The sequence below is a fragment of the Massilia phyllosphaerae genome (assembly GCF_034659755.1).
Lineage (GTDB): Bacteria > Pseudomonadota > Gammaproteobacteria > Burkholderiales > Burkholderiaceae_D > Telluria > Telluria phyllosphaerae.
In genome coordinates this window covers 1-22,648 of the sequence record NZ_JAXSQX010000013.1, presented here as the reverse complement: position 1 = coordinate 22,648, position 22,648 = coordinate 1, and the positions used below count along the sequence as shown (strand labels likewise).

Below are 22,648 nucleotides of genomic sequence, written 5' to 3'. Positions count from 1 at the left end.
CATGCAGGACGTGAAAATTCAGCTGAAAAATATCACCAAGATGTTTGCCACCGACGAGATGGAGACCCACGCACTGCGCGGTATCGACCTCTCGATCCGCGCCGGCGACTACGTGTCCATCGCCGGCCCTTCCGGCTGCGGCAAGTCGACCCTGCTGGCCATCCTGGGCCTGCTCGACACGCCGACCTCGGGCCAGTACCTGATCGAAGGAAAGGACGTGGCCGGCATGTCGCTGGCCCAGAGCGCGGCCATCCGCAACGAGAAAATCGGCTTCGTGTTCCAGGCCTTCAACCTGATCGACGAACTGTCGGTGCACGACAACATCGCCTTGCCGCTGCGTTACCGCAACAAGACCCTGAGCCAGTCGGAGATCGATGCGCGCGTCGCCAAGTGGCTGGACAAGGTGGAAATGGGACACCGCGCCCGCCACCGACCCAGCCAGCTGTCGGGCGGCCAGCAGCAGCGCGTGGCGATTGCGCGCGCCCTGGTCGGGGAACCGGCGATCCTGCTGGTCGACGAACCGACCGGTAACCTGGATTCGACCAACGGCGACATCGTGATGGAGATGCTGGCCCAGCTCAACCGCGAGGGCACCACCCTGTGCATGGTGACCCACGACCAGCGCTATGCCGACATGGCCACCACCCGGCTGCACCTGATGGACGGCAAGATGGCGAGCAAGCAGGCCGAGCCGGAAGCATCTGCCAGCCCGGCCGTCGCTCCGGTGGCCGCCTACCACCGGGTCGAACAGGTGGCAGCATGAGCGCATTCCTGCATGAGGTCAAGCTGGCCCTGGCCAGCCTGCGGCGTACGCCCGGCTTCCTGCTGACGGTCGCGGTCACGCTCGGCATCACGCTGGGCGCCCTGGTCTGCATCGTCGGCGTCAACCGCCTGCTGTTCCTCGAACCCTTGCCTTACCCGCAGCAGGAGCGCCTGTACGTGGCCGAGGGCGTGGTGCTGGACAAGGGCGAAGTGGCCTATAAGGGCCTGCATACCTACCCGGCGCTCACCCAGCTGTACAACCAGCCGGGCGTGTTCGCGCGCGCCGCGCTGATCGACTTCCAGAAGAAGTTCCTGACCAGCGACCCGACCCAGCCACGCCTGAACGTCACCTACGCCAGCGCCGGCCTGTTCGACCTGACCGGCGCCCGCGTCAGCCTCGGGCGCGCATTCCAGCAGGGCGAAGAGGTCGGCAAGGCCAATCCGGTCGCGCTGATCAGCCACCAGGCCTGGCGCGTCAATTTCGGTGGCGATCCGAACATTGTCGGGAAAAAGGTGGCGCTGGACGGTGCCGGCTTCACCGTGGTCGGGGTGCTGGCCGACGATTACGTCGAACCGCAACTGCATTCGCTCGAGCATGCGACCGACATCTTCATTCCGTGGGAATCCAACCCGCGCGACCAGCGCGCCCGCCAGGACTGGGAGAACTTCGACAGCAACATCCTCCTGGTCGGCCGCCTGAAGGACGGCGTGTCGGTGGCCCAGGCCAACGCCGCGCTGGCCGGCCCGCTGAACGAACGCTTCCGCGCCCAGACCGCCGGCGTCGCCGCCTTCAGCACGGTGACGGTTGACATCGGCCTGCAGTCGTTCGCCCACATCATCAACGGCGGCAGCAACACGGTCGCGCTGATGCTGCTGGCCGGCGTGTGTGCGCTGCTGCTGATCGCGAGCGCCAACGTGTCGAACCTGTTCCTGGCGCGCACCGCCCAGAAACAGCGCCAGCTGTCGATCCAGGCGTCGCTGGGCGCCCATCGTGGCCACCTGTTTCGCAGCATGTTCGCCGAAGCCTGCCTGGTAATGGCGGCCGCGTCCGGCGTGGCGCTGGTAGTCGCCGTTGCCGGCTTCAGCCTGCTGCGCCGTTTCGCCCATGGCAAGATCCCGCGTGTACAGGAACTGGCGCTCGATCCGTTGGCGGTGCTGTTCGTGCTGCTGGTTGGCGCGCTGCTGGCGCTGGCCTTCGCCGCGCTCAGCATACGCATGGTCAACTACCGCGCCCTGGCCGCCTTCCTGCAGAGCGGCGGCAAGGGTTCCGGCATGCAGATTTCCCAGACCACCCGCAAGGTGCTGATCGCCAGCCAGATCGCGATCGCCGCCGTCCTGCTGGTCGGGAACTTCACGCTGCTCAAGGCATCCGGCGAAGTGCTGGCGCGCCCGGCCGGGTTCGCAGTGGACGGCCTCTACGAAATCAGCCTCTCGGCCGGCGAACAGAATCTGTCGCCTGAGCTGACGCGGCAGCAGATGATAGCGATCGAAGCCAAGCTGGCGGCATGGCCGGGCGTGAGCGGCGTCAGCTTCGTCGGCGACGGCCCGACCTCGACCGCCGTGTGGGCCAGCACCCTGCGCCGCGAACTGGGCGGGAGCGACAAGTTCAACCCGAACACCAACAAGGTGGACGAGCGCTACTTCACGCTGATTGGCTTGCCGATGGCGGACGGACGCGACTTCAGCGCCGCCGAGTCGAACGACAAGGCCCAGGTCATCATCGTCAACGAGACCCTGGCACGCGCCATTAACCCGTCCGGCAGCGCCGTCGGCGCCAACTTGTTCTGGAACAAGAAGACCGAACCCTATCGGGTGGTCGGCGTGGTGAAGGACGTGTTCCTGCCCACGGTCGAACCGGTCGGACGCCTCTACATCCCGGGCCCGACCAACATGAACATGGTCGTGCGCATGAAGCCGGGCCAGGGCCTGGACAAGGCGGCGCTGGTGGCAGCGGTCGCCGAGGTCAACCCGACCCTGCGCGTCGCCAAGCTGACTTCGGTCAAGGAAGCCTATGGCAAGCTGCTGGCGCGCGACGTCACCACGGCCAGCATCACCTTGCTTCTGGCCGGGCTGGCGCTGTTCCTGGCGGGCCTGGGCGTCTACGGGGTGCTGGCCTACAGCATCAAGCTGCGCCGCCACGAGCTGGGCATCCGCATGGCCATTGGCGCGGCGCCACGCACTATCCTGGCCATGGTGTACCGCGACAGCATGATACCGGTGGCGGCGGGCCTGGTCGTCAGCGGCCTGGCCGGCATGCTGATCTATTCCTACATCCGCCAGCATGTTGCCCAATATGCCCAGGCCGGGGCCGGCCCGGTGCTGGTGACCGTAGTGCTGGTGCTGTGCACGGTGTCGGTGGCCTGCTATCTTCCGGTACGCAGGATCATCGGCCAGTGGCCGGTGCACGCGCTGCGTGGCGACGCCGCCCTGTAATCCACTTGCCACCCCTGCGCCGCGGCGTGCCGACCCTTGCGGGAGACGCCGCCGCGGCGTGTCATTCGACGGAACATGTCATGAACACCCTCCGATGGATCTTGCGTCACCCCGTGCGCACGCCGCGCCTGCGCCTGTTCTGCTTTTCCTATGCCGGCGGCAACGGCAACGCCTACCTGCCATGGCAGGCCGAGCTCGGGCGCGACATCGAAGTGTGCGCGCTGCAGTTGCCTGGGCGCGGCGCGCGCACTGGCGAAGTGCCGTTCAGCAGCATGGAATCGCTGGTACGCGCGCTGTTGCCGGTCGTCGCCGCACTGGACGAAGTGCCGTTCGCCTTTTTCGGTCACAGCCTGGGGGCAATGGTCGCGTTCGAACTCACGCGCCGCCTGCAACGCCTGGGCCTGGCGCAACCGGCACACCTGATCGTGTCCGGCTGCGCCGCGCCGCGCCACCGCAAACCGCCGCGCCAGCTGCACCTGCTGCCGACCGACGACTTGATTGAAACCTTGCGCGAATACAACGGTACACCGCACGAAATCCTTGCCCATCGCGAACTGATGGACCTGCTCCTGCCGACCATCCGCGCCGACTTCGCGCTGGTGGAGACCTACCGCTACGACGAGGGGCCCTTGCTGACGCTGCCGTTGACGGTGCTGGCGGGGCGCGCGGACGACGCCGCCGAGCCGGCGCTGCGCGCGCAGTGGCAGCGCGAGACGCTGGGCCCGTGCCGGATCGAATGGTTCGAGGGCGACCACTTCTTCATCAACGGCGCGCGCGAGGCCGTGCTGGCGGCCATACGATTTGCGCTGCTGCACGAGGCGCAGGCAGCGGTGCTGTCGGATTGACACCAGGATCAGGCCGCGCGTGGTGATGGGCTTGACCGGCACCACCATGGCGCCGTCAAGGTCGAATGTATAGACGCCCGGCAGGTCGTCGTCGGCGTGCAGGGTCCTCGCCACCTCGGCGAAGAGCTGGGCGGTCGGGTCGAACTGATCGGGGGAAAGGTCGGCAGGGGCGGCGATCGCCGCCGCGTCCGGTTGGCGCAGCTTGGATTTTATTGGCATTGCAGCCCTGGCGCCTGGCATTCAGGTCCTTGGACGAGATCCGCGACCACGGTTCCTTTTCGGGCAAAGCTTCGAAGTACAAGACATTTTCCGAGGTTTCATCTTGGGTGATCACGGGTACCACGAAATAGGTGGCAGAATTATCGGACACTCACTGCGTTGGAAATCCGGTCGATCGCGGTCGATAGCCGCCCGCCGTCAGCTTCTGCACATCGCTGTCTGAAATACCGCCCCGGTCCGCGCAGGCGCGCGCGGCACGCCATGCTTCGAGTACCGCACCGGCCTGGACGCAGCTGACCGCCGGCTGCAGGGCCAGGCGGGTCTTTCCGGTATCGAGGCGCATCAGGAGCAGGCCCGCGCGCGCCAGCAAGTCCGGGGCTTGGCAGGTGTCGGGGTGCTGCGCCGTCAGGATCTCGAGTCCCTGGGCGGTCTGTTCGATGCGCAGTATGCTCAGTTGCCACAGGCGCGGATGCGCTCCCTTGACTTTGTCATGGTGTGCTAGGCGCGCTTGCAGTGCACGCATGTCCTTGTCGATCGGCACGGCGGTCGGCGCATCGGGCTGGCCGGGCGAGGCCGTTCGCGGCACTCAAGCTGGTCGTCACGGGCCGGCAATTTGCCAAAGCGTATCGTTGCTCGGCTTTGCTAACTATCTGATCGAGTGTGCCCTGAACCGTGACGGCGCGTCGCCACCGCTGGCGCACGCGCTCGGCGTCGCCGTGTTCGGGCGCGACCCCGATGCCTACTATCCGGGCGACGACCCGATCGTCCAGGTCCAGGGCGGGCGCCTGCGGCTGGAAGCCTATTACGCGGACGAAGGCGCCACTAACCCCTTGCGCATCAGCATCCCGCTCGGCAGCTACCAAGCGCGGATTGCTTCCGCGAACGGAAGACCGGTGCGGCCGGCGAGCGCGGCGGCCGCGCTATTGATGTTCAGCCCGATCGTCTGCCTGAGCGCCGAGCCGTCGGCCAACGGCTTCACCCTGGGCTTGAACGACGAACTGGCCTACCGGCTGTATCGCGACATGGCCTCGTTACGCCTGCTTGGCCCCGACAGCGCGACCGCGCAGGCAGGGGCGCAGCCGGCCACCCACGTGCTCAAGGGGACGGTGCGTCACGCCTGCGGCTTTCGCTCCACCTGCGCCATACGGATGCGGGTACGGTGATATGGTACGAGCAGTTCGACAGCCTCGGCGATGGTTCGATTGCCGTGCAGGAGCAGATGGCCGAGCGCTGCATGCAAGCGTTGCAGCGTCATATGCTGGGTTGACGCGTTGGATCCGGCCGGCCCCGGCCGGATTGTCGAGCCGCCACGATCGTTTAGAATAAGCCGATGACGAAAGCAAGCAGATCGAAGACCGTTCCCGGCAAGGCCGAGGAAGACGGCACCCGCGCCCGCATCCTGAATGTCGCGCTCCAGGAATTCTCCCGGCTCGGCTTGAGCGGCGCCCGCATCGACGCGATCGCGGCCGAAAGCGGGCTCAACAAGGCGATGATCTATTACCACTTCGGCAGCAAGGAGGCGTTGTACGTCGCCGCGCTGGAAGAAAGCTACCGCCGCTTCCGCGACATCGAAGGCGGGCTGCATATCGACGAGACGCTGGCGCCGCTGGAGGCCCTGCGCAAGCTGGTCGGGGCCAGTTTCGATTTCCATGCGGCGCATCCGGAATTCGTGCGGATGGTGATGAACGAGAACATCAACCACGGCGACTACATCGGCAAGATCCCGGCGCTGCGCGAGATCAACCGCTCGGCCATCGTCCTGCTGGAGCGGCTGTGCCGGCGCGGCGTCGCCGATGGGGTGTTCCGCGCCGATGTCGATCCGGTCGACCTGCACATGTCGATCAGCGCGCTGTCGTTCTACAACGTGTCGAACCGGCACACCTTCAGCTTCATCTTCGAGCGCGACCTCGGCGCCGCCGAGGTGCACGCTGCGCGCAGGGATGCCGTGATCGACACCATCCTGCGCTACGTGCGCGTGCCCTGAGCGGCGCGCACGTGCAGGCGCTTCAGAACGCGATCCGCAGCTGGGTGCCGAGCGCCAGCGCGTTGCGGGTCGCGCGGTAGCCGAAGGCGCCCGGATCGACCACGTACTGGACGTCGGCGCGCACGCCCAGCCAGCGCCGCGGCTGCACGCCGTAGCTCAGTTCGACCACGGTTTCGCCGGCGGGACGTGCCGCATAGCCGCCGGTGTCTGCATCGGCAGCAGAAGCGGCGGAAGCAGCAGTAGCAGCAGCGGCGTCGCGCAGGCGCGGATTGACCTGCGCCTGCACCACGCCCAGCGCCAGCGTATCGGCATCCCGGCCGGCGAAGGTGCCGGTCTTGACCAGGCCGGCCGCATACCAGCGCGTGATCTGCGCCGACGCCTTGGGGTTGGCCGTGAACTGGCCGAACACGGCGAGGCCGCGGCCGCGCTCCTGGCGCAGGATCGTCTGGTCGGCCAGCAGGTAGACGCCGTAGCGGCCGTTCACCGTGCCGGTTTCGCCCTGGCGCTTGGCGCGCGCCGTGTCGTAAAACACGCCGAGCTTGTAGTGGCCGGGGAGCGCCGCATCCTGCGGCGCGGCGCCCGGCGCGTATTCCAGCTCCAGCGGCAGCATCATGCCGGCGGTGCCGGCGGCGAACGGCCGGAACGCGTTGTCCCGGTCGCCGAGGTGCGGATTGTCCTGGTACACGCCGGTGCGCAGCAGCAGGTCGGGCCGCAGCCGGTAGCGCACGGCCGCGCCCCAGCGCGCGTTCGGGTAGTTGTACCAGCCGCTGTTGCCCGACATCGAGAGCGGGTGGGCGCAGAAGGCCGCGTTCACCAGCTGGCAGCCCAGGATCATGCCGCCCAGGTCATTGCCCATCGCGAAAAAGCCGAGACGCAGGTTGAGCCGGCCGGCGAGCAGGTTCTGTTCGATGCTGGCTTCGCTCAGGCGCGTGTACGGACCGCCGTAGACTTCCTGCACCGGCAGCCGGTTGCCGATGTAGTCGGCCGACACGCCGGCGCCGCGCCGGTCGTTGACCGTAAAGTGCAGGGTGGTGCCGGACCAGCCGGCGATGCGCGCCATGTCGAGATCGGCGCCCAGGCGCAGCTGCTGGGCATAGGTGCTGCCGCGGGCGCGCCCGCCGCTGACGTTGGCGAAGGTCTCGGAGACGTAGTCGCCGCGGAAGTTGACGCCGGCATCCAGATAGCGGGTGCGGGCGCCGCCCCAGTCGCCGCTCAGGGTGGCGTCGTCCGCCTGCGCGGCCGCCGGGGCCAGCGCCACCGCGGCCAGCAGCAGCGCGCGGCATGCATGCTCATGTTTCATACGAAGGCGCATACGGATCAACGCTCCAGCGCATAGGCGATCACGTAGTCGCCGCGGTCCGGCGATTGCCGTGCGCCGCCGGCCGAGATCAGCACGTACTGCTTGCCGGTCTTGGGCGACACGTAGCTTATCGGTCCGCCCTGGCTGCCCACCGGCAGGCGCGCTTTCCAGACTTCCTTGCCGGTGGCGCTGTCGAAGGCGCGCAGGTAGTAGTCCTGGGTGCCGGCGATAAACACCAGGCCGCCCTGGGTCGCCAGGGTGCCCCCCAAGGTCGGCATACCGACCGGCATCTTCATGCCCATCTTGATGCCGAATGGACCGGTGTCTTGCACGGTACCGACCGGGACTTGCCACAGTATCTTCTGGGTCGTCAGGTCCACCGCGGACAGCGTGCCGAACGGCGGCTTCTGGCAGGGAATGCCCAGTGGCGACATGAAGCGGTTCTTGTTGACCGCATACGGCGTACCCTTCAGCGGCACCGCGCCCATGCCGGTGTTGACCGCTTCGCCGCCGTTGCTGGCCGGGCCGGCATCGGTCTTTTGCGGGATCATCTGGACCCACAGGCCGAGGCGCATGTCGTTGACGAAGATGACGTGGTGATTCGGGTCGGTGGACAGGCTGCCCCAGTTCATGCCGCCCAGCGAGCCGGGGAAGCTCAGCGAGACGTCGGTGCCCGGCGCCGTGAACAGGCCTTCATAGCGCATCGACTTGAAGCTGATGCGGCACATCAGCTGGTCGAACGGCGTCGCGCCCCACATGTCCGATTCCTTCAGGGTGTCGGCACCGATGCTCGGCATGCCGGTGGAAAAAGGCTGCGTTTGCGAATACTGTTCCTTGAAGATGCCGGCGGTCTTGACCGGACGCTCCTCGACTTGCGTGAGCGGCTTGCCGGTCAGGCGGTCGAGCACAAAAATCTGGCCGGACTTCGAGCCGAACACCACGGCGGGCGTGGCCGCGCCGTCCTTGCCCGGGAAATCGACCAGGCTCGGCTGCATCGGCACGTCGAAGTCCCACAGGTCGTTGTGGACGGTCTGGTACACCCACTTCTGCTTGCCGGTGCTGGCGTCGAGCGCCAGGATCGAGGTGGCGTAGCGGTGATCGAGCGGGGTGCGGTTGCCGCCCCACAGGTCGACCGAGGAGCTGCCCATCGGGATGAAGACGGTGTTCATCGTGGCGTCGTAGGACATCGGCGCCCACGAATTCGGCGTGCTGCGGGCGAAGGTCTGGCCCGGCGCCAGGCGCGCGTTCGGATTGTCGCGGCCCGGATCGAAGGCCCAGCGCATCTCGCCGGTGATGACGTCGAAGCCGCGCAGCACACCGCCCGGCATGTCGGTCTGCACGTTGTCGGCCACGCGGCCACCCACCACGACGGTGGTGCCGGCCAGGGTCGGTGCGGAGGTGAGCTGGTACTTCGGATCGTCGGCGCTGCCCAGGCCCGCCTTCAGGTCGACGAAGCCGTCCTTGCCGAAGCCCTGGCACAGGGCGCCGCTGTCGGCGTCGATGGCGACCAGGCGCGCGTCGATGGTATTCATCAAGAGGCGGCGCTGGCAGTTGGCGTCGGCCGCCAGCGTGGCCGCGGCCACGGGCGTCGAACCGGCCACGGTCGGCTGCGCCGGCGCCTTGGTCGCATCGAAATAGGCGAGGCCGCGGCAGCGGTTCCAGACCTGCGCCTGCGCATTGATGTCGCGCTCCCAGATCTTCTTGCCGCTGTCGGCGTCGACGGCGATCACGTTGTTATGCGGGGTGCACAGGAAAATGCGGTCGCCGACCTGGAGCGGCGTTTCCTGGTCTTCGGCGCCGTTGCCGGTGGGGCTGATCGGGGTGTCGCCGGTATGGAAGGTCCACGCGACCTTCAAGCCCTTGACGTTGTCGCGCGTGATCTGGTCGATCGCGGCGAAGCGGCTGCCGCCCGCGGTGTTGCCGTAGTGGCTCCAGTTCTCCTGCTGGCGGCCACGGGCGACCGGTACCAGCGGCGTGGGCGTGCCCTGGAAGGCGACGGTCGGGTGCGGCGCGAACATCTGGACGAAGGTGGCGCCCATGCCCACCGCCAGCACGGCGGCCAGCGCGTAGGCGCCCTTGGCCGCGGTGGTCCGGGCCTCGCGCCTGCGCAGCGACGGCCAGGCCAGCAGCGCCAGCACCATCAGGCCGGTGGGCAGCATCAGGCGCGACACCAGCGGCCAGAAATCGAAGCCGACGTCGGCCAGCGCCCAGACCAGGGTGCCGGCGAATGCGGCCCCGTACACGGTGACGGCGGACGACTTCAGCCGCATGAACCCGATGGCGGCGATCACGATGACCGCGCCTGCGATCAGGAAGTAGGGACTGCCGTGCAATACCGCCAGCTTGGCGCCGCCGACGAAGAAGAACAGGCCGGTAGCCAGTAAGACGAGTCCGAGCAATACACACCCGGCCTTCAGCGCCGCTGAAGGATGGGTTTCGCTTTTAGTCATTTTGAATATCTCTCCGAGAACTTATCCTGCATGAAGGCGGCGGCACGCAGGGTCGAACAGGGCATCGACCGCGCCAGGGAAGGCGCGCGTTTGCGTCCGCGCTGCACAGGCAGCGCGCCGGTCGTCGAGACGCTCGACCGGCACCGCAGTGTCAAGTGGGCTTGGTTGAAACAAGCCGCGGGCCATATTATAACTAACTAGTTGGTTAATTGCTGCGGATGTTGCAAAAATGGGCCGGCGGAGGTGTTCAAGATGGATCGTGCGCGTCGGCGGGTGCCGCGAACAGCACGCTCACCTTCAGGCCGCGGCCGCCCGCGCCGCCTTCTCCTTCACCTTCACCTGCGGCGAGCGCCAGGGTGGCGCCATGCACGCCCGCGATGTCGCGCACGATGGCCAGGCCGAGTCCGGTACCGCCGGGGTTGGCGTCCAGCGTCGACTGGGCGCGGTAGAACGGCATCAGCACCTTCTCGACTTCCTCCGGCGCGATGCCGGGGCCGCTGTCGATCACTTCCAGCAGCACGCCGGCGTTCGCGCGCCCAAGGCGCAGCAGTACGCTGCCGCCCGCCGGCGTGTAGCGGATCGCGTTGTCGACCAGGTTGGAGACCAGCTCGTGCAGCAGCAGCTCCTGGCCGCGCACCGTCGTGTCGGCGCCGTCCGCCGCTTCCAGGGCCAGGTCGATGCCTTTCTGCACCGCCGGCAGGGCCAGTTCCAGCCCGACCCGGCCGGCGACGGCCGCCAGCGAGACCGGCTCGGCATGGGCGTTGCCGCTGCCGTGCTCGATGCGCGCCAGCGTCAGCAGGCGGTTCGCGAGGTGGACCGCCGAATCGGTGGTGCCGGCGATCGAGCGCACGATCGCGCGCATCGCCGCCGCGTCGTCTTCGCGCAAGGCCAGCTCGGCCTGGGTCTTGAGCACGGCGAGCGGCGTGCGCAGCTGGTGCGAGGCGTCGGCGATGAAGCGCCGCTGGCTGGCGATCAGGTCCTGCATGCGCGCCATGGTGCCGTTCATCGCCGCCACCAGCGGCCGCACTTCCTTGTGCACCAGCGCCTCGTCCATGTTCGACATGTCGGACAGGTCGCGCGTCTCGACTTCGTTCTTCAGGCGCATCAGGGGCCGCAGCACCAGCCCGACGGCGAACCAGACCAGGGTCGCCACGGCCAGCACCATGACCGCCTGGCGCAGCAGGGTGTTGACCAGGATGCGGCGCGACAGCGCCCGGCGGGCATCCAGCGTCTCGCCGACCTGGATCAGGGCGATGCCGCGCATCGAATCGTCGTACACCGGCTGTAGCAGGGCCGCGATGCGCACCGGTTCGCCGTTGTAGTCGGCATGGTAGAAGCGTACCAGGGCCGGATACAGTTCCGAGCGCGGCGCATCCTTGGGTACGGGCGGCAGGTCGTCGTAGCCGGACACGGTTTCGCCGTGCAGGCCGCTGACCTTGTAGTAGATACGCCCGAGGGTGTCGGTCTCGAAGCTGTCCAGCGCCACGTAAGGCACGTCGGCCACCACCTTGCCGTCGCGCACCGACACCCGTTCCGCCAGCGCGCGCGTCGACGACAGCAGCGAGCGGTCGTAGGCGATATCGGCGGCCTCGAGCGCGTCGCGGTAGAGCGAGATCGAATTCAGGGCGACCAGCACCACCAGCGGGATGATCAGCCAGCGCAGTAGCTGCTTGCGCAGGCTGCCGAGCGGGGCCGGCTGGCCGGACGCCGCGGCCGCCGCGGCGCGCCGGACCAGGAAGGTGCGCAAGGCCAGCATCATGGAAGACGGCCTCAGGCCGGGCGTTCCTGCATCAGGTAGCCGATGCCGCGCAGCGTGGCGATGGCGGCGCCGCCGCCCGGGCGGCGGTCGAGCTTCTTGCGGATGCGGTGGATGTACAGTTCGATGGCGTCGAGGTTGGCGTCGTCGTCCAGCGAGAACACGTCCTGGAACAGCTTTTCCTTGGACAAGGCGCGGCCCGGGCGCGCGATCAGCGCTTCCAGCAGGGCGTGCTCGCGCGGGGTCAGTGCCAGCGCTTCGCCGCAGTAGGTGAACATGCGGGTGACGGTATCGAAGCTGAGCTGGCCGCACTGGTACACCAGCGCTTCGTTGCCGATGCTGCGGCGCAGCAGCGCCTTGACGCGCGCTTCCAGTTCGGCCAGTTCGAAGGGCTTGGCCAGGTAATCGTCGGCGCCCAGGTTGAGCCCCTGCACGCGTTCATCGAGCCCGCCGCGCGCGGTCAGGATCAGCACCGGGGTCTTGCCGCGCGCGCCGCCGCGCGCGCGCAGCCGGCGCAGCACATCCAGGCCATCCATCCTGGGCAGCGTGAGGTCCAGGATGACGAGGGCATAGTCCTGGGTATGGAGCAGGGCGTCGGCATCGGTGCCGGTGGCCGCGCACTCGACGGTGAGCCTGGCGTCGCGCAAGGCCTTGGACACCCAGTGCGACAGCTCGACGTGGTCTTCGACTAACAGGATTCTCATGCTTTCAGTGTAAGCGCAAAGCGTTCGCTTCGGAAAGTGCTTGCGCCACTACGTGGTTTCCGCAGCAAGGTCTTGTGCCACTGAAAGCTGATTGAAAGCCGGGCCCGCATATAGTTGCCTCAAACACGTAGCACATAACGATTATAACTACCGGAGATAACATGACGAAGTCGGCCCTCGCGCTCGCCGTCCTGGCAGCGCTTTCCCTGAACAATTCCGCCCATGCCCAGAGCAACGTCCAGGTGTATGGCCTGATCGACGCCGGCGTCGAGGCCGTCAACCACGCGGGCGCCAACGATGGCGGCATGGTGCGCGTGATCTCGGGCGGCAAGAACACCTCGCGCTGGGGCCTGCGCGGCAGCGAAGACCTGGGCGGCGGCCTGAAGACGGTGTTCAACCTCGAAGGCGGCATCCTGCTGGACACCGGCGCCGCCGACGGCGCGCTGTTCAGGCGCCAGGCCAACGTCGGCCTCGAAGGAAGTCTTGGCCGCGTGGTGATCGGCCGCTCTTTCACCACCACCTATGACCTGGTGATCAAGTTCGATCCGCTCGGCTTCGCACCCAACTATTCATGGGCCACGACCGGCGCCGCCACCGGCCCGTCCAAGTACGGCATGACGACGGCCTTCGACAACCTGGTCAAGTACAGCGGCAGCACCGGCAATTTCAGCTACGGCGCCAGCGTCGGCCTCGGCGAGCAGCCCGGCAACACGGCCGACGGCCGCAAGTACGCGGTCGGCGGCAGCTGGACCGCCGGCGGCCTGTCGCTGATGGCGGCCTACGAGCAGATCAACGGGTCGATCCTGCCGGCGACCGGCAACCGCGACAAGACCACCGCCTTCCACCTGGGCGCCGACTACCGGACCGGCCAATGGCGCTACCTGGCCGGCATGCGCGGCTACAAGATGGAAGCCGGCAAGGCGGCCACGCCCGACCTGCGCGGCGACACCTACTGGGGCGGCATCACCTGGGTGACCGGCAAGACCACCCTGACCGGCGCCGTCTACCACATCAATACCAAAAACCTGCCCACCGCGCGCGACGCCGACCCGACCATGATCGTGGCGCGCGCGATGTACGCACTGTCCAAGCGCACCGACCTCTACCTGTCGGCGGCGCACGCGAGCGCCGACCATGGCCAACTGGTCGGGCTGTCGCGCGACGACCCGGGCAGCGGCACCACCCAGACCGGCGTGACCGCCGGTATCCAGCATCGCTTCTGACGGTAGCGGCCCGGTCCCACGGCTATGATGGCGCCATGAAAACATTGCCCGCATTCCTGTTATCGATCCCGCTGCTGGCCGGCCTGCCGGCCTTCGCGGGCCAGCCGGCCGCCGCCGAATGCCTGGTGCCGTCCAAGCCGGGCGGCGCCATGGACCTGAGCTGCAAGCTGGCCCGCAAAGCCCTGCATGAGGTGCCGGGCACCCCGGCGCTGAACTTGCGCTATATGCCGGGCGGGATCGGGGCCGTTGCCTGGCACACCATCGTGTCGCAGCGCCGGGCCGAGCCGGACACCCTGGTCGCGTTCTCGGGCGGCTCGCTGCTCAACCTGGCCCAGGGAAAATTCGGCAAGGCCGGTGTGGACGACGTGCGCTGGGTTGCCGGGCTCGGCGCCGACTACGGCGTGATCGCCGTGCCGGCCGATTCCCCCTACCGCAGCTTGCGCGACCTGGTGCAGGCCTTGCAGCGCGATCCGCAGGCGGTCCTGATCGGCATGTCGGGCACCGTCGGCAGCCAGGACTGGATGAAGATGGCGATGCTGGCGCAACTGGCCGGCGTCGATCCGCATCGGCTGCGCTTCGTCGCGCTCGAAGGCGGCGGCGAGGAATACACGGCGATGCAGGCCGGCTACGTCCAGGTGGTGTCGAGCGACGCTTCCGAAACCTCGCTGTATGCCGACAGCGGCAAGGTGCGCGTGCTGGCCGTGCTCGCGGACAAACGCCTGCCGGGCGTGCTGGCGGCCGTGCCGACCGCGCGCGAACAGGGCTACGACCTGGTCTGGCTCCTGATCCGCGGCCTCTGGATGGGACCGGGCGTGTCGGATGCCGACTACCGGCGCTGGGTCCGGGCCTTCGACCAGGTCCAGGCGTCGCCCGCATTCGCACGGATGCGCGCCCAGGCCGGCCTGTATCCGTTTTCCCTGACCGGCGATGCGCTGACCCGCCATATCAAACAGGCCGTGGCCGACTACAAGCGCCAGGCCAGACAGTTCAACCTCGTGCGCGAGCACTGATTCATAACCATACAACCAGGAGACAGACATGACCTTCCAACCCACCATCGCCGCCGCCGCCATCGCCCTGGCATTCGCCGCCGCCCCGGTCCTGGCACAGGTGCCGGCCGGCTACCCGTCCAACTACCAGCAACTGATCGACGCCGCCAAGAAAGAGGGCAAGCTGGTGGTCTATGGCGCCACCGACAGCAAGGCGGTGCAGCCGCTGGTCAAGGATTTCAACGCGCTCTACCCGGGCATCACCGTCGAGTACAACGACATGAACTCGACCGAGGTATACAACCGCTTCATTTCGGAAGCCGCGGCCGGCGGCGATACCGCCGACGCCTTGTGGTCGTCCGCGATGGACCTGCAGATCAAGCTGGCGGCCGGCGGCTACGCGCTGCCCTACAAATCGGTCGAGGCGGACAAGATCCCGGGCTGGGCGGTGTGGAAGGACATGGCCTACGGTACCACCTACGAACCGGCCGTCTTCGTCTACAACAAGCGGCTGGTGACGGGCGCCGAGATCCCGCAGACCCACGCCGACTTCGCGCGCATCATCGCCCAGCCGAAATTCAAGGACAAGGTCACCACCTACGACATCGAGAAGTCGGGCGTGGGCTTCATGTTCATGACCCAGGATGCCCAGGACTTCCCGCAGTTCGGCGCGCTGCAGCAGGCCTTCGGCACCGCCCGGGTCAGGGTGCAGTCCTCGACCGGCACCATGCTCGAACGCATCTCCTCGGGCGAGAACCTGATCGGCTACAACGTGCTGGGCCCGTACGCGCTGGTGCGCGCCAAGAACGATCCCTCGCTGGGCGTGGTGCTGCCGAAGGACTACACCCTGGTCATGTCGCGCGTCCAGTTCATCAACAAGTCGGCCAAGCACCCGAATGCGGCCAAGCTGTGGATGGACTACATCCTGTCCAAGCGCGGCCAGACCGTCATCGCCAACGAGTCGAAGCTGTTCGCGATCCGCGCCGACGTGACCGGCGAGACCACCTCCGCGGAACTGGTCAAGCAGGTGGGCGAAAAGAACCTGAAACCGCTGGCGGTCGGCCCGGCCGTGATGGAATACCTGGCGCCGGCCAAGCGCATGGCCTTCCTGAAGCAGTGGAAGGAAACCGCCGGCAAAAAATAAGCCGGCGCCGTCAGCCGTCACCCGGGGCGGACCGCGTGTCCGCCGTGGACCTCCTCGATCGGATATTCCCATGCCTACTTTTTCCCTGCCCGGCGCCGTCAAATCGACCGGCGCCGACGGCCAACGCGCCGCGCGCCGCCCGCGCCTGAACTGGCCGCGCGCCATCGTGGTCGTCCTCGCCTGCCTGGCGATCTTCCTGCCGTTGTTCCTGATCTTCTACCAGAGTGTCCTGTCGGCGCCGTTCTTCATGCCGGACAAGATGCTGAGCCTGGACGCCTTCCGCTTCATCTTCGAGGACGCTGATTTCTGGCTCGCCTTCAAGAACGGCCTGCTGCTGGCCTCGGGCCTGGCCGCGATCGCCGTCCCGCTGGGCGGCATGCTGGCCTTCCTGATGGTGCGCACCGACCTGCCGGGCCGCGGCTGGATCGGGCCGCTGCTGCTGGTGCCGATCTTCGTCTCGCCGATGGTGATGGGCTTCGGCTACGTGGTCTCGATGGGTCCGGTGGGCTTCTATTCGACCTGGATCCACCAGCTGCTCGGCGTGATTCCGTGGAACGTGTACTCGTTCACCAGCATCGTCGTCATCGCCGGCCTGACCCACGTGCCCCACGTGTACCTGTACGCCTCGTCGGCCCTGAAGAGCCTCGGCTCGGACGTGGAAGAGGCGGCGCGCGTGTCCGGCGCCTCGCCGTGGCAGGTCATGTTCAACGTCTCGCTGCCGATGATCATGCCGGCCCTGGCGTATGCCGGCGTGCTGGTGTTCTTCCTCGGCTTCGAGGTGTTCGGCCTGGTGCTGGTGCTGGGCGACCCGGAGGGCCACCTGGTGCTGGCCACCTACCTGTATAAACTGACCAACAAGCTGGGCACGCCGTCCTACCACCTGATGGCCGCGGTGGCCGTGTGCCTGGTGGCGGTGACGATGCCGCTGGTGATGGCGCAGCGCTGGCTGCTGAAGTCGGCCAACAAGTACGTGTCGATCAAGGGCAAGGGCGCGCGCCAGAAACCGCTGCCGCTGGGCCGCTGGAAATGGCTGGCGCTGGCCGTGATCGGCGGCTGGATCCTGGTCACCATCGTGCTGCCGCTGACCGGCATCGTGCTGCGCTCCTTCGTCCAGTACTGGGGCGAGGGCGTGAAGCTGGCCGACGTGCTGACCCTGCAGCACTTCCGCGATATCTGGGAACAGCCTTCGCTGGTGCGCGGCATCCTCAACACGATCCTGATCGGCGTGATCGGCGGCGCCCTGGCGGTGGCCTGCTACACCGCGATCGCCCTGGCGATGCACCGCAAGCCGGATGGCGTGACCCGCCTGCTCGACTACAGCGTGCTGGTGCCGCGTGCGGTACCGGGCCTGCTGGCCGGCCTGTCCTTCCTGTGGGTCTTCCTGTTCGTGCCGAGCTGGCTCGACACGGTCCTGAAGGGCATGGACAACGGCGTCGCGGCCTGGCTGTCGGAACACTTCATCCCGCAACTGCGCCAGCTGCGCTCGACCATCTTCGCGCTGTGGCTGGCCTATTCGGTAGTGTGGCTGGCCTACGGCATGCGCCTGGTCTCGACCTCGCTGCTGCAGGTGGGGCCCGAGCTGGAAGAGGCGGCGCGCGCGGTCGGCGCCAGCCGCGGCCGGGTGACCCGCGACGTCACGCTGCCGCTCATCAAGTTCGGCATGCTGGGCGCGTGGCTGATGGTGTTCCTGATCTTCGAACGCGAGTATTCCACCGGCGTCTACCTGCTCTCGCCCGGCACCGAAGTGATCGGCGCGATGCTGGTCTCGCTGTGGGCGGGCGGCTCCACCGACCTGGTGGCAGCCCTGTCCTTTATCAATATCACGCTCGTGGCCATCGGCCTGGGCATCGCGCTGCGCTTCGGCGTCAAGCTTCACAACTAATATAAGACGAGACCCGACCATGAACGTTTTGACCGTCAATGACCTGCACCTCGACTACGGCAGCGGCGCTTCCGCCAACCCGATCCTGAAGGGCGTCTCGATGCACCTGCAGCGCGGCGAAGTGGTGGCGCTGCTGGGCCCTTCGGGCAGCGGCAAGACCACGCTGCTGCGTGCCGTCGCCGGCCTGGAAAGCCCGAAGTCGGGCACCATCGACATCGGCGAGCGCCGCGTGTTCAACGGCGGCGGCGCCGGCCGCCCGCTGGAGCTGCCGGCCGAGGAGCGCAACCTCGGCCTGGTATTCCAGTCGTATGCGCTGTGGCCGCACAAGACCGTGTTCGACAACGTCGCCTACGGCCTCAAGCTACGCAAGATGGCGGGGCGCGACATCGAGCAGAAAGTGAAGGAAGTGCTGTCCCAGCTCGGCCTCGGCCACTTGGGCGAACGCTTCCCGCACCAGCTCTCGGGCGGCCAGCAGCAGCGCGTGGCGATCGCCCGCGCGCTGGTCTACAACCCGCCGGTGATCCTGCTCGACGAGCCGCTGTCCAACCTGGACGCCAAGCTGCGCGAGGAAGCGCGCGCCTTCCTGCGCGAGCTGATCGTGCGCCTGGGCCTGTCGGCCCTGATGGTGACCCACGACCAGGCCGAGGCGATGGCCATCTCGGACCGCATCCTGCTGCTCAACAACGGCAAGATCGAGCAGCAGGGCACGCCCCAATCGATGTACGAAGCGCCGGATACCCTGTTCACCGCCGAATTCATGGGCAGTAACAACCGCATACCGGCCCAGGTGGTGCAGCGCGACGGCGCCGCCGCGCGCCTGCAGGTCGGCGGCATGGCGCTCAACGCGACCGCGCGCGGCGCCGGCGGCGCCAAGGATACCGCGGCCCTGATCCGGGTCGAGGAAGTCCGTATCGGCCGCGCCCCGGTCGACAACGGCATCCAGCTGCCGCTGTCGACCTGCATGTATCTGGGCGACCGCTGGGAATGCCTGTTCAAGAGCGGCGAGGCCAACGTGCGCGCCTATTCGCGGCACCGTATCGATCCGGGCAATTACTGGCTCGAGATGCCGGCCGAGAAGCTCTGGGTGTTCTGAACGCCCGGCCGCCGGCGATGCTGCGCACCTTCGTGCCGGCCCTGGCGCTGGCCGCCATCGCCGCCATGGCCTGCGTCGCGCTCGACACGCCGCTGCCCTGGATGATCGGGCCCTTGTTCTCGACCGCGGCCGCCTGCATGCTGGGCGCGCGCCTGGCCGCGCCGGTGCAGGCGCGCGAGGCCGGGCAGTGGGCGATCGGCACCGCGCTCGGGCTGTATTTCAGCGCCCCGGTGCTGGCGGCGCTGGCGCGCAACCTGGCATGGATCGTACTGGCGGTGGCCTTCACCGTCTGCCTCGGCATCGCCTGCGGCGCGCTGCTGCGCCGCCTGTCCGGCTGCGACGCCGCCACCGCCTTTTTTGCGATGGCGGTCGGCGGTGCGTCCGAGATGGCGGTGCAGGCCGAGCGCCATGGCGCCGCGGTCGACCGCGTCGCCGCGGCGCACAGCCTGCGCATCATGCTGGTGGTCGGCACCATTCCGTTCGCGGTGCGCTGGCTCGGCCGCCACGGCTGGGGCGGTGGCCTGGATGCCTTCCTGCCGCTGGCGGCGCGCGTCGACGGCGCCGGCCTGGCCTTGCTGGCGCTGCTCACCAGCGCCTGCGCGCTCCTGCTCAAGCGCATCCGGTTGCCGAACGCCTGGGTGATCGGACCGCTGCTCATGGCGATGGCGCTGACCGCGGCCGGCGTCGAGCTGTCGCGCCTGCCGGAGTGGATGGTGCGCTGCGGACAGCTGCTGATCGGCGTTTCGCTGGGCACGCGCTTCACGCGGGCCTTCGTGCACACGGCGCCGCGCTACCTGGTTGCCGTGGCCGGATGTACGCTGGCCATGCTGCTGCTGGCCGGGCTGTTCGCGATGGCGGTCGCGCAGGTGACTGCACTGCATCCCGGCACCATGATCCTGGCGACCTCGCCGGGCGGCATCGCCGAGATGTCGCTCACGGCGCGCGTGCTGCACCTCGGCGTGCCGGTGGTGACGGCGTTCCACGTATCGCGCATGGTGTTCGTGGTGCTGACCATCGGTCCCCTTTACCGCGGCTGGCAGCGCCTGCGCCGGCCTGCCTAGGGGGGGGCGGCGGCGCCGGCGCCGATGGCCGCTGCCCTGCGGCGCAGCATTTCCGTGCGCATGCTGTCCAGGTCCTGGCGCAGATGGTCGGCGATCGCTCCATTGCCGATCCCGAACGGCAGCCAGACGCCCATGGCCGCTTCGCTGTCGTAGGTGATGAGCGTGCGTCCGTTCGACGTCGTCAGCGTCGTCGTGACGTCGCCTTTCTTGACGCTGCCCGACACGATATGCGAAACCAGCCTGGTATCCGGCGTCAGCTCGATCCGCCGCACATACTCGAACGGCACCGCGAACCACCCGAACCGCAACTTGCCCGCCTGGCGCACCAGCAAGCCGTCCTTCGTGCGCGAGAGAATGCGGCTCTCGTCAAGGTCGGGCAGGAACTGCTTCATGTGGTCATAGTCCGTCAGCACGGCAAAGGCCTGGCGGGCGTCGACGGGGACCGACAGCTGGGCATGGACGGTGACCGACTCGCCATGCCGTTCCACCTTGACCTGGATGTCGTCGTCGGCCGGCGCGGCATGGCTGGCCAGCGGCGCGGCCAGCAGCAAGGCAATGGATAGCGTCCGGCACGTGCGCCGGAGGTCGAGGGAAGCGAACATGTTGCGGGCATAGGGCTGATGGACAAGCCCGTATTATCCGCGAATCGAAGGCTGTACCGGCCAGCGGGCTGCGCATGCCGGCAGCCGCCGGCCGGGCGATACTGGGTCCTGCTGGGCGGTGGGTCAGGAGCAGGCCTTGCCGTTCACGCCGTGGTAGCCCTTGGCCTTGGCGTCGGCTTCCGCCATGTATTCGCCTTTCTTGGTCTTGCCATAGTACTTGGTGCCCGCGCAATGGTAGACCTTGCTCGCGCTGTTGACCCAGACCTTGCCGGGGCCGCCGCCAGGCGCTTCGGCGGTTGGGGCAGTGGTCTTCGCCGGCTTTGCGGGGGCGGCCTTGGCCGGGGCTTGGCTCGTGTTCGCGGGCGCCGACGGGGACAGCGGGTTCGGCACGGTGGTCGTCTGGGCAAACGCGCCAGTCGCCAACAGGGCGCTCACGAGCAGGGCCATGGTTTTCTTCATCGTATTCTCCAATCATCGGTCATCGGGCTGGAACAGCCGGGACCTCATTCTAGTAGGGTAGGGCTGGTTTGATCGCGAACATGATTGAACTGTAATCTTGGCATGAGCCGGTTTCGATGCCATCGAATCCGATACACGGCGTCAGCCAGCCGCATCCTCGACGAGAGGCGCGGGCTTTCCCCAGGTGTCTTCATAAATCAGGCCGGACAGCGGCCGGCGCTTGTCCCAGCCTTCGGCCTCGAGCATCGGTGCAGGATAGAACTGTTCGACATGGCCCACGCACAGCACGGCGATCGGCGCGCTGCCGTCCGGCATATTGCACAGTTCGCGCAGGCGTTGGGGATCGAACAGCGACACCCAGCCGACGCCGATGCCTTCCGCGCGTGCCGCCAGCCAGAAGTTCTGGATCGCGCAGGACGCCGACGCGAGGTCCATCTGTGGCATCGTGCGCCGCCCGAACACGTAGGATTCCCGATCGTCCATCAGCGCGACGACCAGTAGTTCCGCGCACTCCAGGATGCCTTCGACTTTCAGGCGCATGAATTCCTGCGCACGCTGGTCGAGCGCGTGCGCGGTCTGCACGCGCTCGTCCTCCACGTGGGCATGGATCTGGCGGCGCAGCCGGCTGTCGGCGATCCGGATAAAGCGCCATGGCTGCATCAGCCCGACGCTGGGCGCCTGGTGGGCCGCGCCGATGAAACGTTCCAGTTGTTCAGGAGCGATGGGTGTGGGAAGAAAGTGGCGCATGTCGCGCCGTTCGCGAATGGCGCGGTACACGCCGTCGATTTCGGCCGGCGAAAAAGCGTTGGTATTCATGAGAGAGGATTCCTCCAGTCGAATGGTCGGTATGACACGGTCGGTATCACACCATCGGGAGGGAATGAAGGCGGCCGCGGACGGCATCGGCGACGCGGCACCGACCCATCGACAGCGGTATCCCGTCACCCCGGGGAATGGTGCTGGCAATCTGGGCCGGTATTCTGGCTCGCCGTCTTCCTTCTCCGTGCCTTCCCGAGCAGTGCTCAGTGGCGTGTGGACGGAGTCGTCAGGCTTACAGCAGCGGGGGCTGCACCGGAATGACCGCGTTTTTCTTGCGGCTTCATTGGTTTCCCGTTTAACGTCATTCCTAGCGGGAATGAACGCACCCAAGTTGCGATGTTACAACGGCCATGCCGTCGACACCAGCAGCCTGCAAAGTATGGCCAGCGCAAGCTCTTGCGAACGCCGTCGGGCTTTGCTATAGTTCGCCTCCTGCTTCTGCAGCGCAAATAAAGCTGAACGAAATCAAGTAGTTGAGCGCGGTGTTTTGACAACACCGCTGGCGCTAAAGAAAAAGATGGGGTTGACGAGTTAAGCGATGTAGTGCATAATCTTCTTCCTCTGCTGCTGACGAACAAAACGATTCGCAGAATGCAGCAAGGCACCGAACAAGGTTCTTTAAAAATTAACAGTCGATAAGTGTGGGCGTTTGATGAAGGTGCCAGCTGACTAGTTTAGCTGATTACTTAAATTATCAAATGTTCACAAAAGTATTAAGCGTTGTCTCAGCAATGAGATGACGGTCAGTATCTTGAGTGAGCGACTCGGTAGCAATACCGATGGCAGCAATGCCAACAAACAGAGATTAAACTGAAGAGTTTGATCCTGGCTCAGATTGAACGCTGGCGGCATGCTTTACACATGCAAGTCGAACGGCAGCGCGGGGCAACCTGGCGGCGAGTGGCGAACGGGTGAGTAATATA

19 protein-coding genes, 1 rRNA gene and 1 riboswitch are annotated in these 22,648 nt (G+C 67.0%); of the genes, 12 read left to right on the top strand and 8 right to left on the bottom strand.

The genetic code is table 11. From position 1 onward, the window contains the following. The first annotated feature begins 1 nt into the window (after position 1). From U1H99_RS29565 to U1H99_RS29555, 3 genes are all read left to right on the top strand, one after another. The gene (locus U1H99_RS29565; protein ID WP_323145075.1) at positions 2 to 763 is read left to right on the top strand and encodes an ABC transporter ATP-binding protein; all 762 of its coding nucleotides are present in this window, start codon (positions 2 to 4) and stop codon (positions 761 to 763) included. Continuing rightward, on the top strand, positions 760 to 3,195 hold the full coding sequence (locus tag U1H99_RS29560; RefSeq protein WP_323145074.1) for an ABC transporter permease: 2,436 nt from the start codon (positions 760 to 762) through the stop codon (positions 3,193 to 3,195). Before U1H99_RS29565 ends, U1H99_RS29560 begins: the two co-directional genes overlap by 4 nt. A gap of 80 nt (positions 3,196 to 3,275) precedes the next feature. Then, positions 3,276 to 4,040, top strand: a complete 765-nt coding sequence (locus tag U1H99_RS29555) for a thioesterase II family protein (RefSeq protein ID WP_323145073.1) — start codon at positions 3,276 to 3,278, stop codon at positions 4,038 to 4,040. Positions 4,041 to 4,410: 370 nt separating this feature from the next. Here U1H99_RS29555 and U1H99_RS29550 read toward each other — a convergent pair whose 3' ends face one another. Further along, the gene (locus U1H99_RS29550) at positions 4,411 to 4,800 is read right to left on the bottom strand and encodes a hypothetical protein (protein WP_323145072.1); all 390 of its coding nucleotides are present in this window, start codon (positions 4,798 to 4,800) and stop codon (positions 4,411 to 4,413) included. On the opposite strand from U1H99_RS29550, the gene U1H99_RS29545 reads away from it, so the two are divergent. Both U1H99_RS29545 and U1H99_RS29540 read left to right on the top strand, forming a co-directional pair. Beyond that, a complete protein-coding gene (locus U1H99_RS29545; protein ID WP_323145071.1) occupies positions 4,781 to 5,422 on the top strand; it encodes a hypothetical protein in 642 nt (213 codons plus the stop codon). The two genes, U1H99_RS29550 and U1H99_RS29545, sit on opposite strands and share 20 nt — an antisense overlap. 167 nt (positions 5,423 to 5,589) lie before the next feature. Next, complete coding sequence (locus U1H99_RS29540) at positions 5,590 to 6,243, top strand: TetR/AcrR family transcriptional regulator (RefSeq protein ID WP_323145070.1); 654 nt, start codon at positions 5,590 to 5,592, stop codon at positions 6,241 to 6,243. 22 nt (positions 6,244 to 6,265) lie between these two features. Here the strand turns inward: U1H99_RS29540 and U1H99_RS29535 are convergent, their stop codons facing one another. The 4 genes from U1H99_RS29535 to U1H99_RS29520 all read right to left on the bottom strand — a co-directional run bounded on the left by U1H99_RS29535 (position 6,266) and on the right by U1H99_RS29520 (position 12,453). Continuing rightward, on the bottom strand, positions 6,266 to 7,543 hold the full coding sequence (locus U1H99_RS29535; protein ID WP_323145069.1) for a carbohydrate porin: 1,278 nt from the start codon (positions 7,541 to 7,543) through the stop codon (positions 6,266 to 6,268). A gap of 17 nt (positions 7,544 to 7,560) precedes the next feature. Next, positions 7,561 to 9,993, bottom strand: a complete 2,433-nt coding sequence (locus tag U1H99_RS29530) for a membrane-bound PQQ-dependent dehydrogenase, glucose/quinate/shikimate family (protein ID WP_323145068.1) — start codon at positions 9,991 to 9,993, stop codon at positions 7,561 to 7,563. Between the two features lie 247 nt (positions 9,994 to 10,240). Then, positions 10,241 to 11,749 (bottom strand): sensor histidine kinase, encoded by a 1,509-nt coding sequence (locus tag U1H99_RS29525; RefSeq protein ID WP_375341662.1) that lies wholly within the window; start codon positions 11,747 to 11,749, stop codon positions 10,241 to 10,243. A gap of 14 nt (positions 11,750 to 11,763) precedes the next feature. Then, positions 11,764 to 12,453, bottom strand: a complete 690-nt coding sequence (locus tag U1H99_RS29520; protein ID WP_323145066.1) for a response regulator — start codon at positions 12,451 to 12,453, stop codon at positions 11,764 to 11,766. Positions 12,454 to 12,614: 161 nt separating this feature from the next. Here U1H99_RS29520 and U1H99_RS29515 point away from each other — a divergent pair, with 161 nt between their 5' ends. The 6 genes from U1H99_RS29515 to U1H99_RS29490 all read left to right on the top strand — a co-directional run bounded on the left by U1H99_RS29515 (position 12,615) and on the right by U1H99_RS29490 (position 19,845). Beyond that, positions 12,615 to 13,676 carry a porin gene (locus tag U1H99_RS29515; RefSeq protein ID WP_323145065.1) on the top strand — a complete coding sequence of 354 codons (1,062 nt, stop codon included), beginning with the start codon at positions 12,615 to 12,617 and terminating at the stop codon, positions 13,674 to 13,676. A 35-nt stretch (positions 13,677 to 13,711) separates the two neighbouring features. Next, positions 13,712 to 14,686 carry a Bug family tripartite tricarboxylate transporter substrate binding protein gene (locus U1H99_RS29510; RefSeq protein WP_323145064.1) on the top strand — a complete coding sequence of 325 codons (975 nt, stop codon included), beginning with the start codon at positions 13,712 to 13,714 and terminating at the stop codon, positions 14,684 to 14,686. A gap of 28 nt (positions 14,687 to 14,714) precedes the next feature. Next, on the top strand, positions 14,715 to 15,809 hold the full coding sequence (locus U1H99_RS29505; protein WP_323145063.1) for an ABC transporter substrate-binding protein: 1,095 nt from the start codon (positions 14,715 to 14,717) through the stop codon (positions 15,807 to 15,809). 70 nt (positions 15,810 to 15,879) lie between these two features. Beyond that, positions 15,880 to 17,691, top strand: a complete 1,812-nt coding sequence (locus tag U1H99_RS29500) for an ABC transporter permease (protein ID WP_323145062.1) — start codon at positions 15,880 to 15,882, stop codon at positions 17,689 to 17,691. Positions 17,692 to 17,710: 19 nt separating this feature from the next. Continuing rightward, positions 17,711 to 18,784, top strand: a complete 1,074-nt coding sequence (locus U1H99_RS29495; protein WP_323145061.1) for an ABC transporter ATP-binding protein — start codon at positions 17,711 to 17,713, stop codon at positions 18,782 to 18,784. Positions 18,785 to 18,801: 17 nt separating this feature from the next. After that, positions 18,802 to 19,845 (top strand): AbrB family protein, encoded by a 1,044-nt coding sequence (locus U1H99_RS29490; protein ID WP_323145060.1) that lies wholly within the window; start codon positions 18,802 to 18,804, stop codon positions 19,843 to 19,845. On the opposite strand, the gene U1H99_RS29485 is transcribed toward U1H99_RS29490, so the two are convergent. The 3 genes from U1H99_RS29485 to bluB form a co-directional block, all read right to left on the bottom strand. After that, positions 19,842 to 20,447: an SRPBCC family protein gene (locus U1H99_RS29485; protein ID WP_323145059.1), complete on the bottom strand. Its 606-nt coding sequence runs from the start codon at positions 20,445 to 20,447 to the stop codon at positions 19,842 to 19,844. The two genes, U1H99_RS29490 and U1H99_RS29485, sit on opposite strands and share 4 nt — an antisense overlap. Positions 20,448 to 20,570: 123 nt before the next feature. Then, positions 20,571 to 20,906 (bottom strand): signal protein, encoded by a 336-nt coding sequence (locus tag U1H99_RS29480; protein WP_323145058.1) that lies wholly within the window; start codon positions 20,904 to 20,906, stop codon positions 20,571 to 20,573. A 141-nt stretch (positions 20,907 to 21,047) separates the two neighbouring features. Continuing rightward, positions 21,048 to 21,722, bottom strand: a complete 675-nt coding sequence (gene bluB, locus U1H99_RS29475; protein ID WP_323145057.1) for a 5,6-dimethylbenzimidazole synthase — start codon at positions 21,720 to 21,722, stop codon at positions 21,048 to 21,050. Between the two features lie 137 nt (positions 21,723 to 21,859). Further along, positions 21,860 to 22,070: riboswitch (cobalamin riboswitch) on the bottom strand. Between the two features lie 462 nt (positions 22,071 to 22,532). Between bluB and U1H99_RS29470 the strand changes: the two genes are divergently transcribed. Further along, positions 22,533 to 22,648 (top strand): 16S ribosomal RNA (locus U1H99_RS29470); the annotation flags it as partial.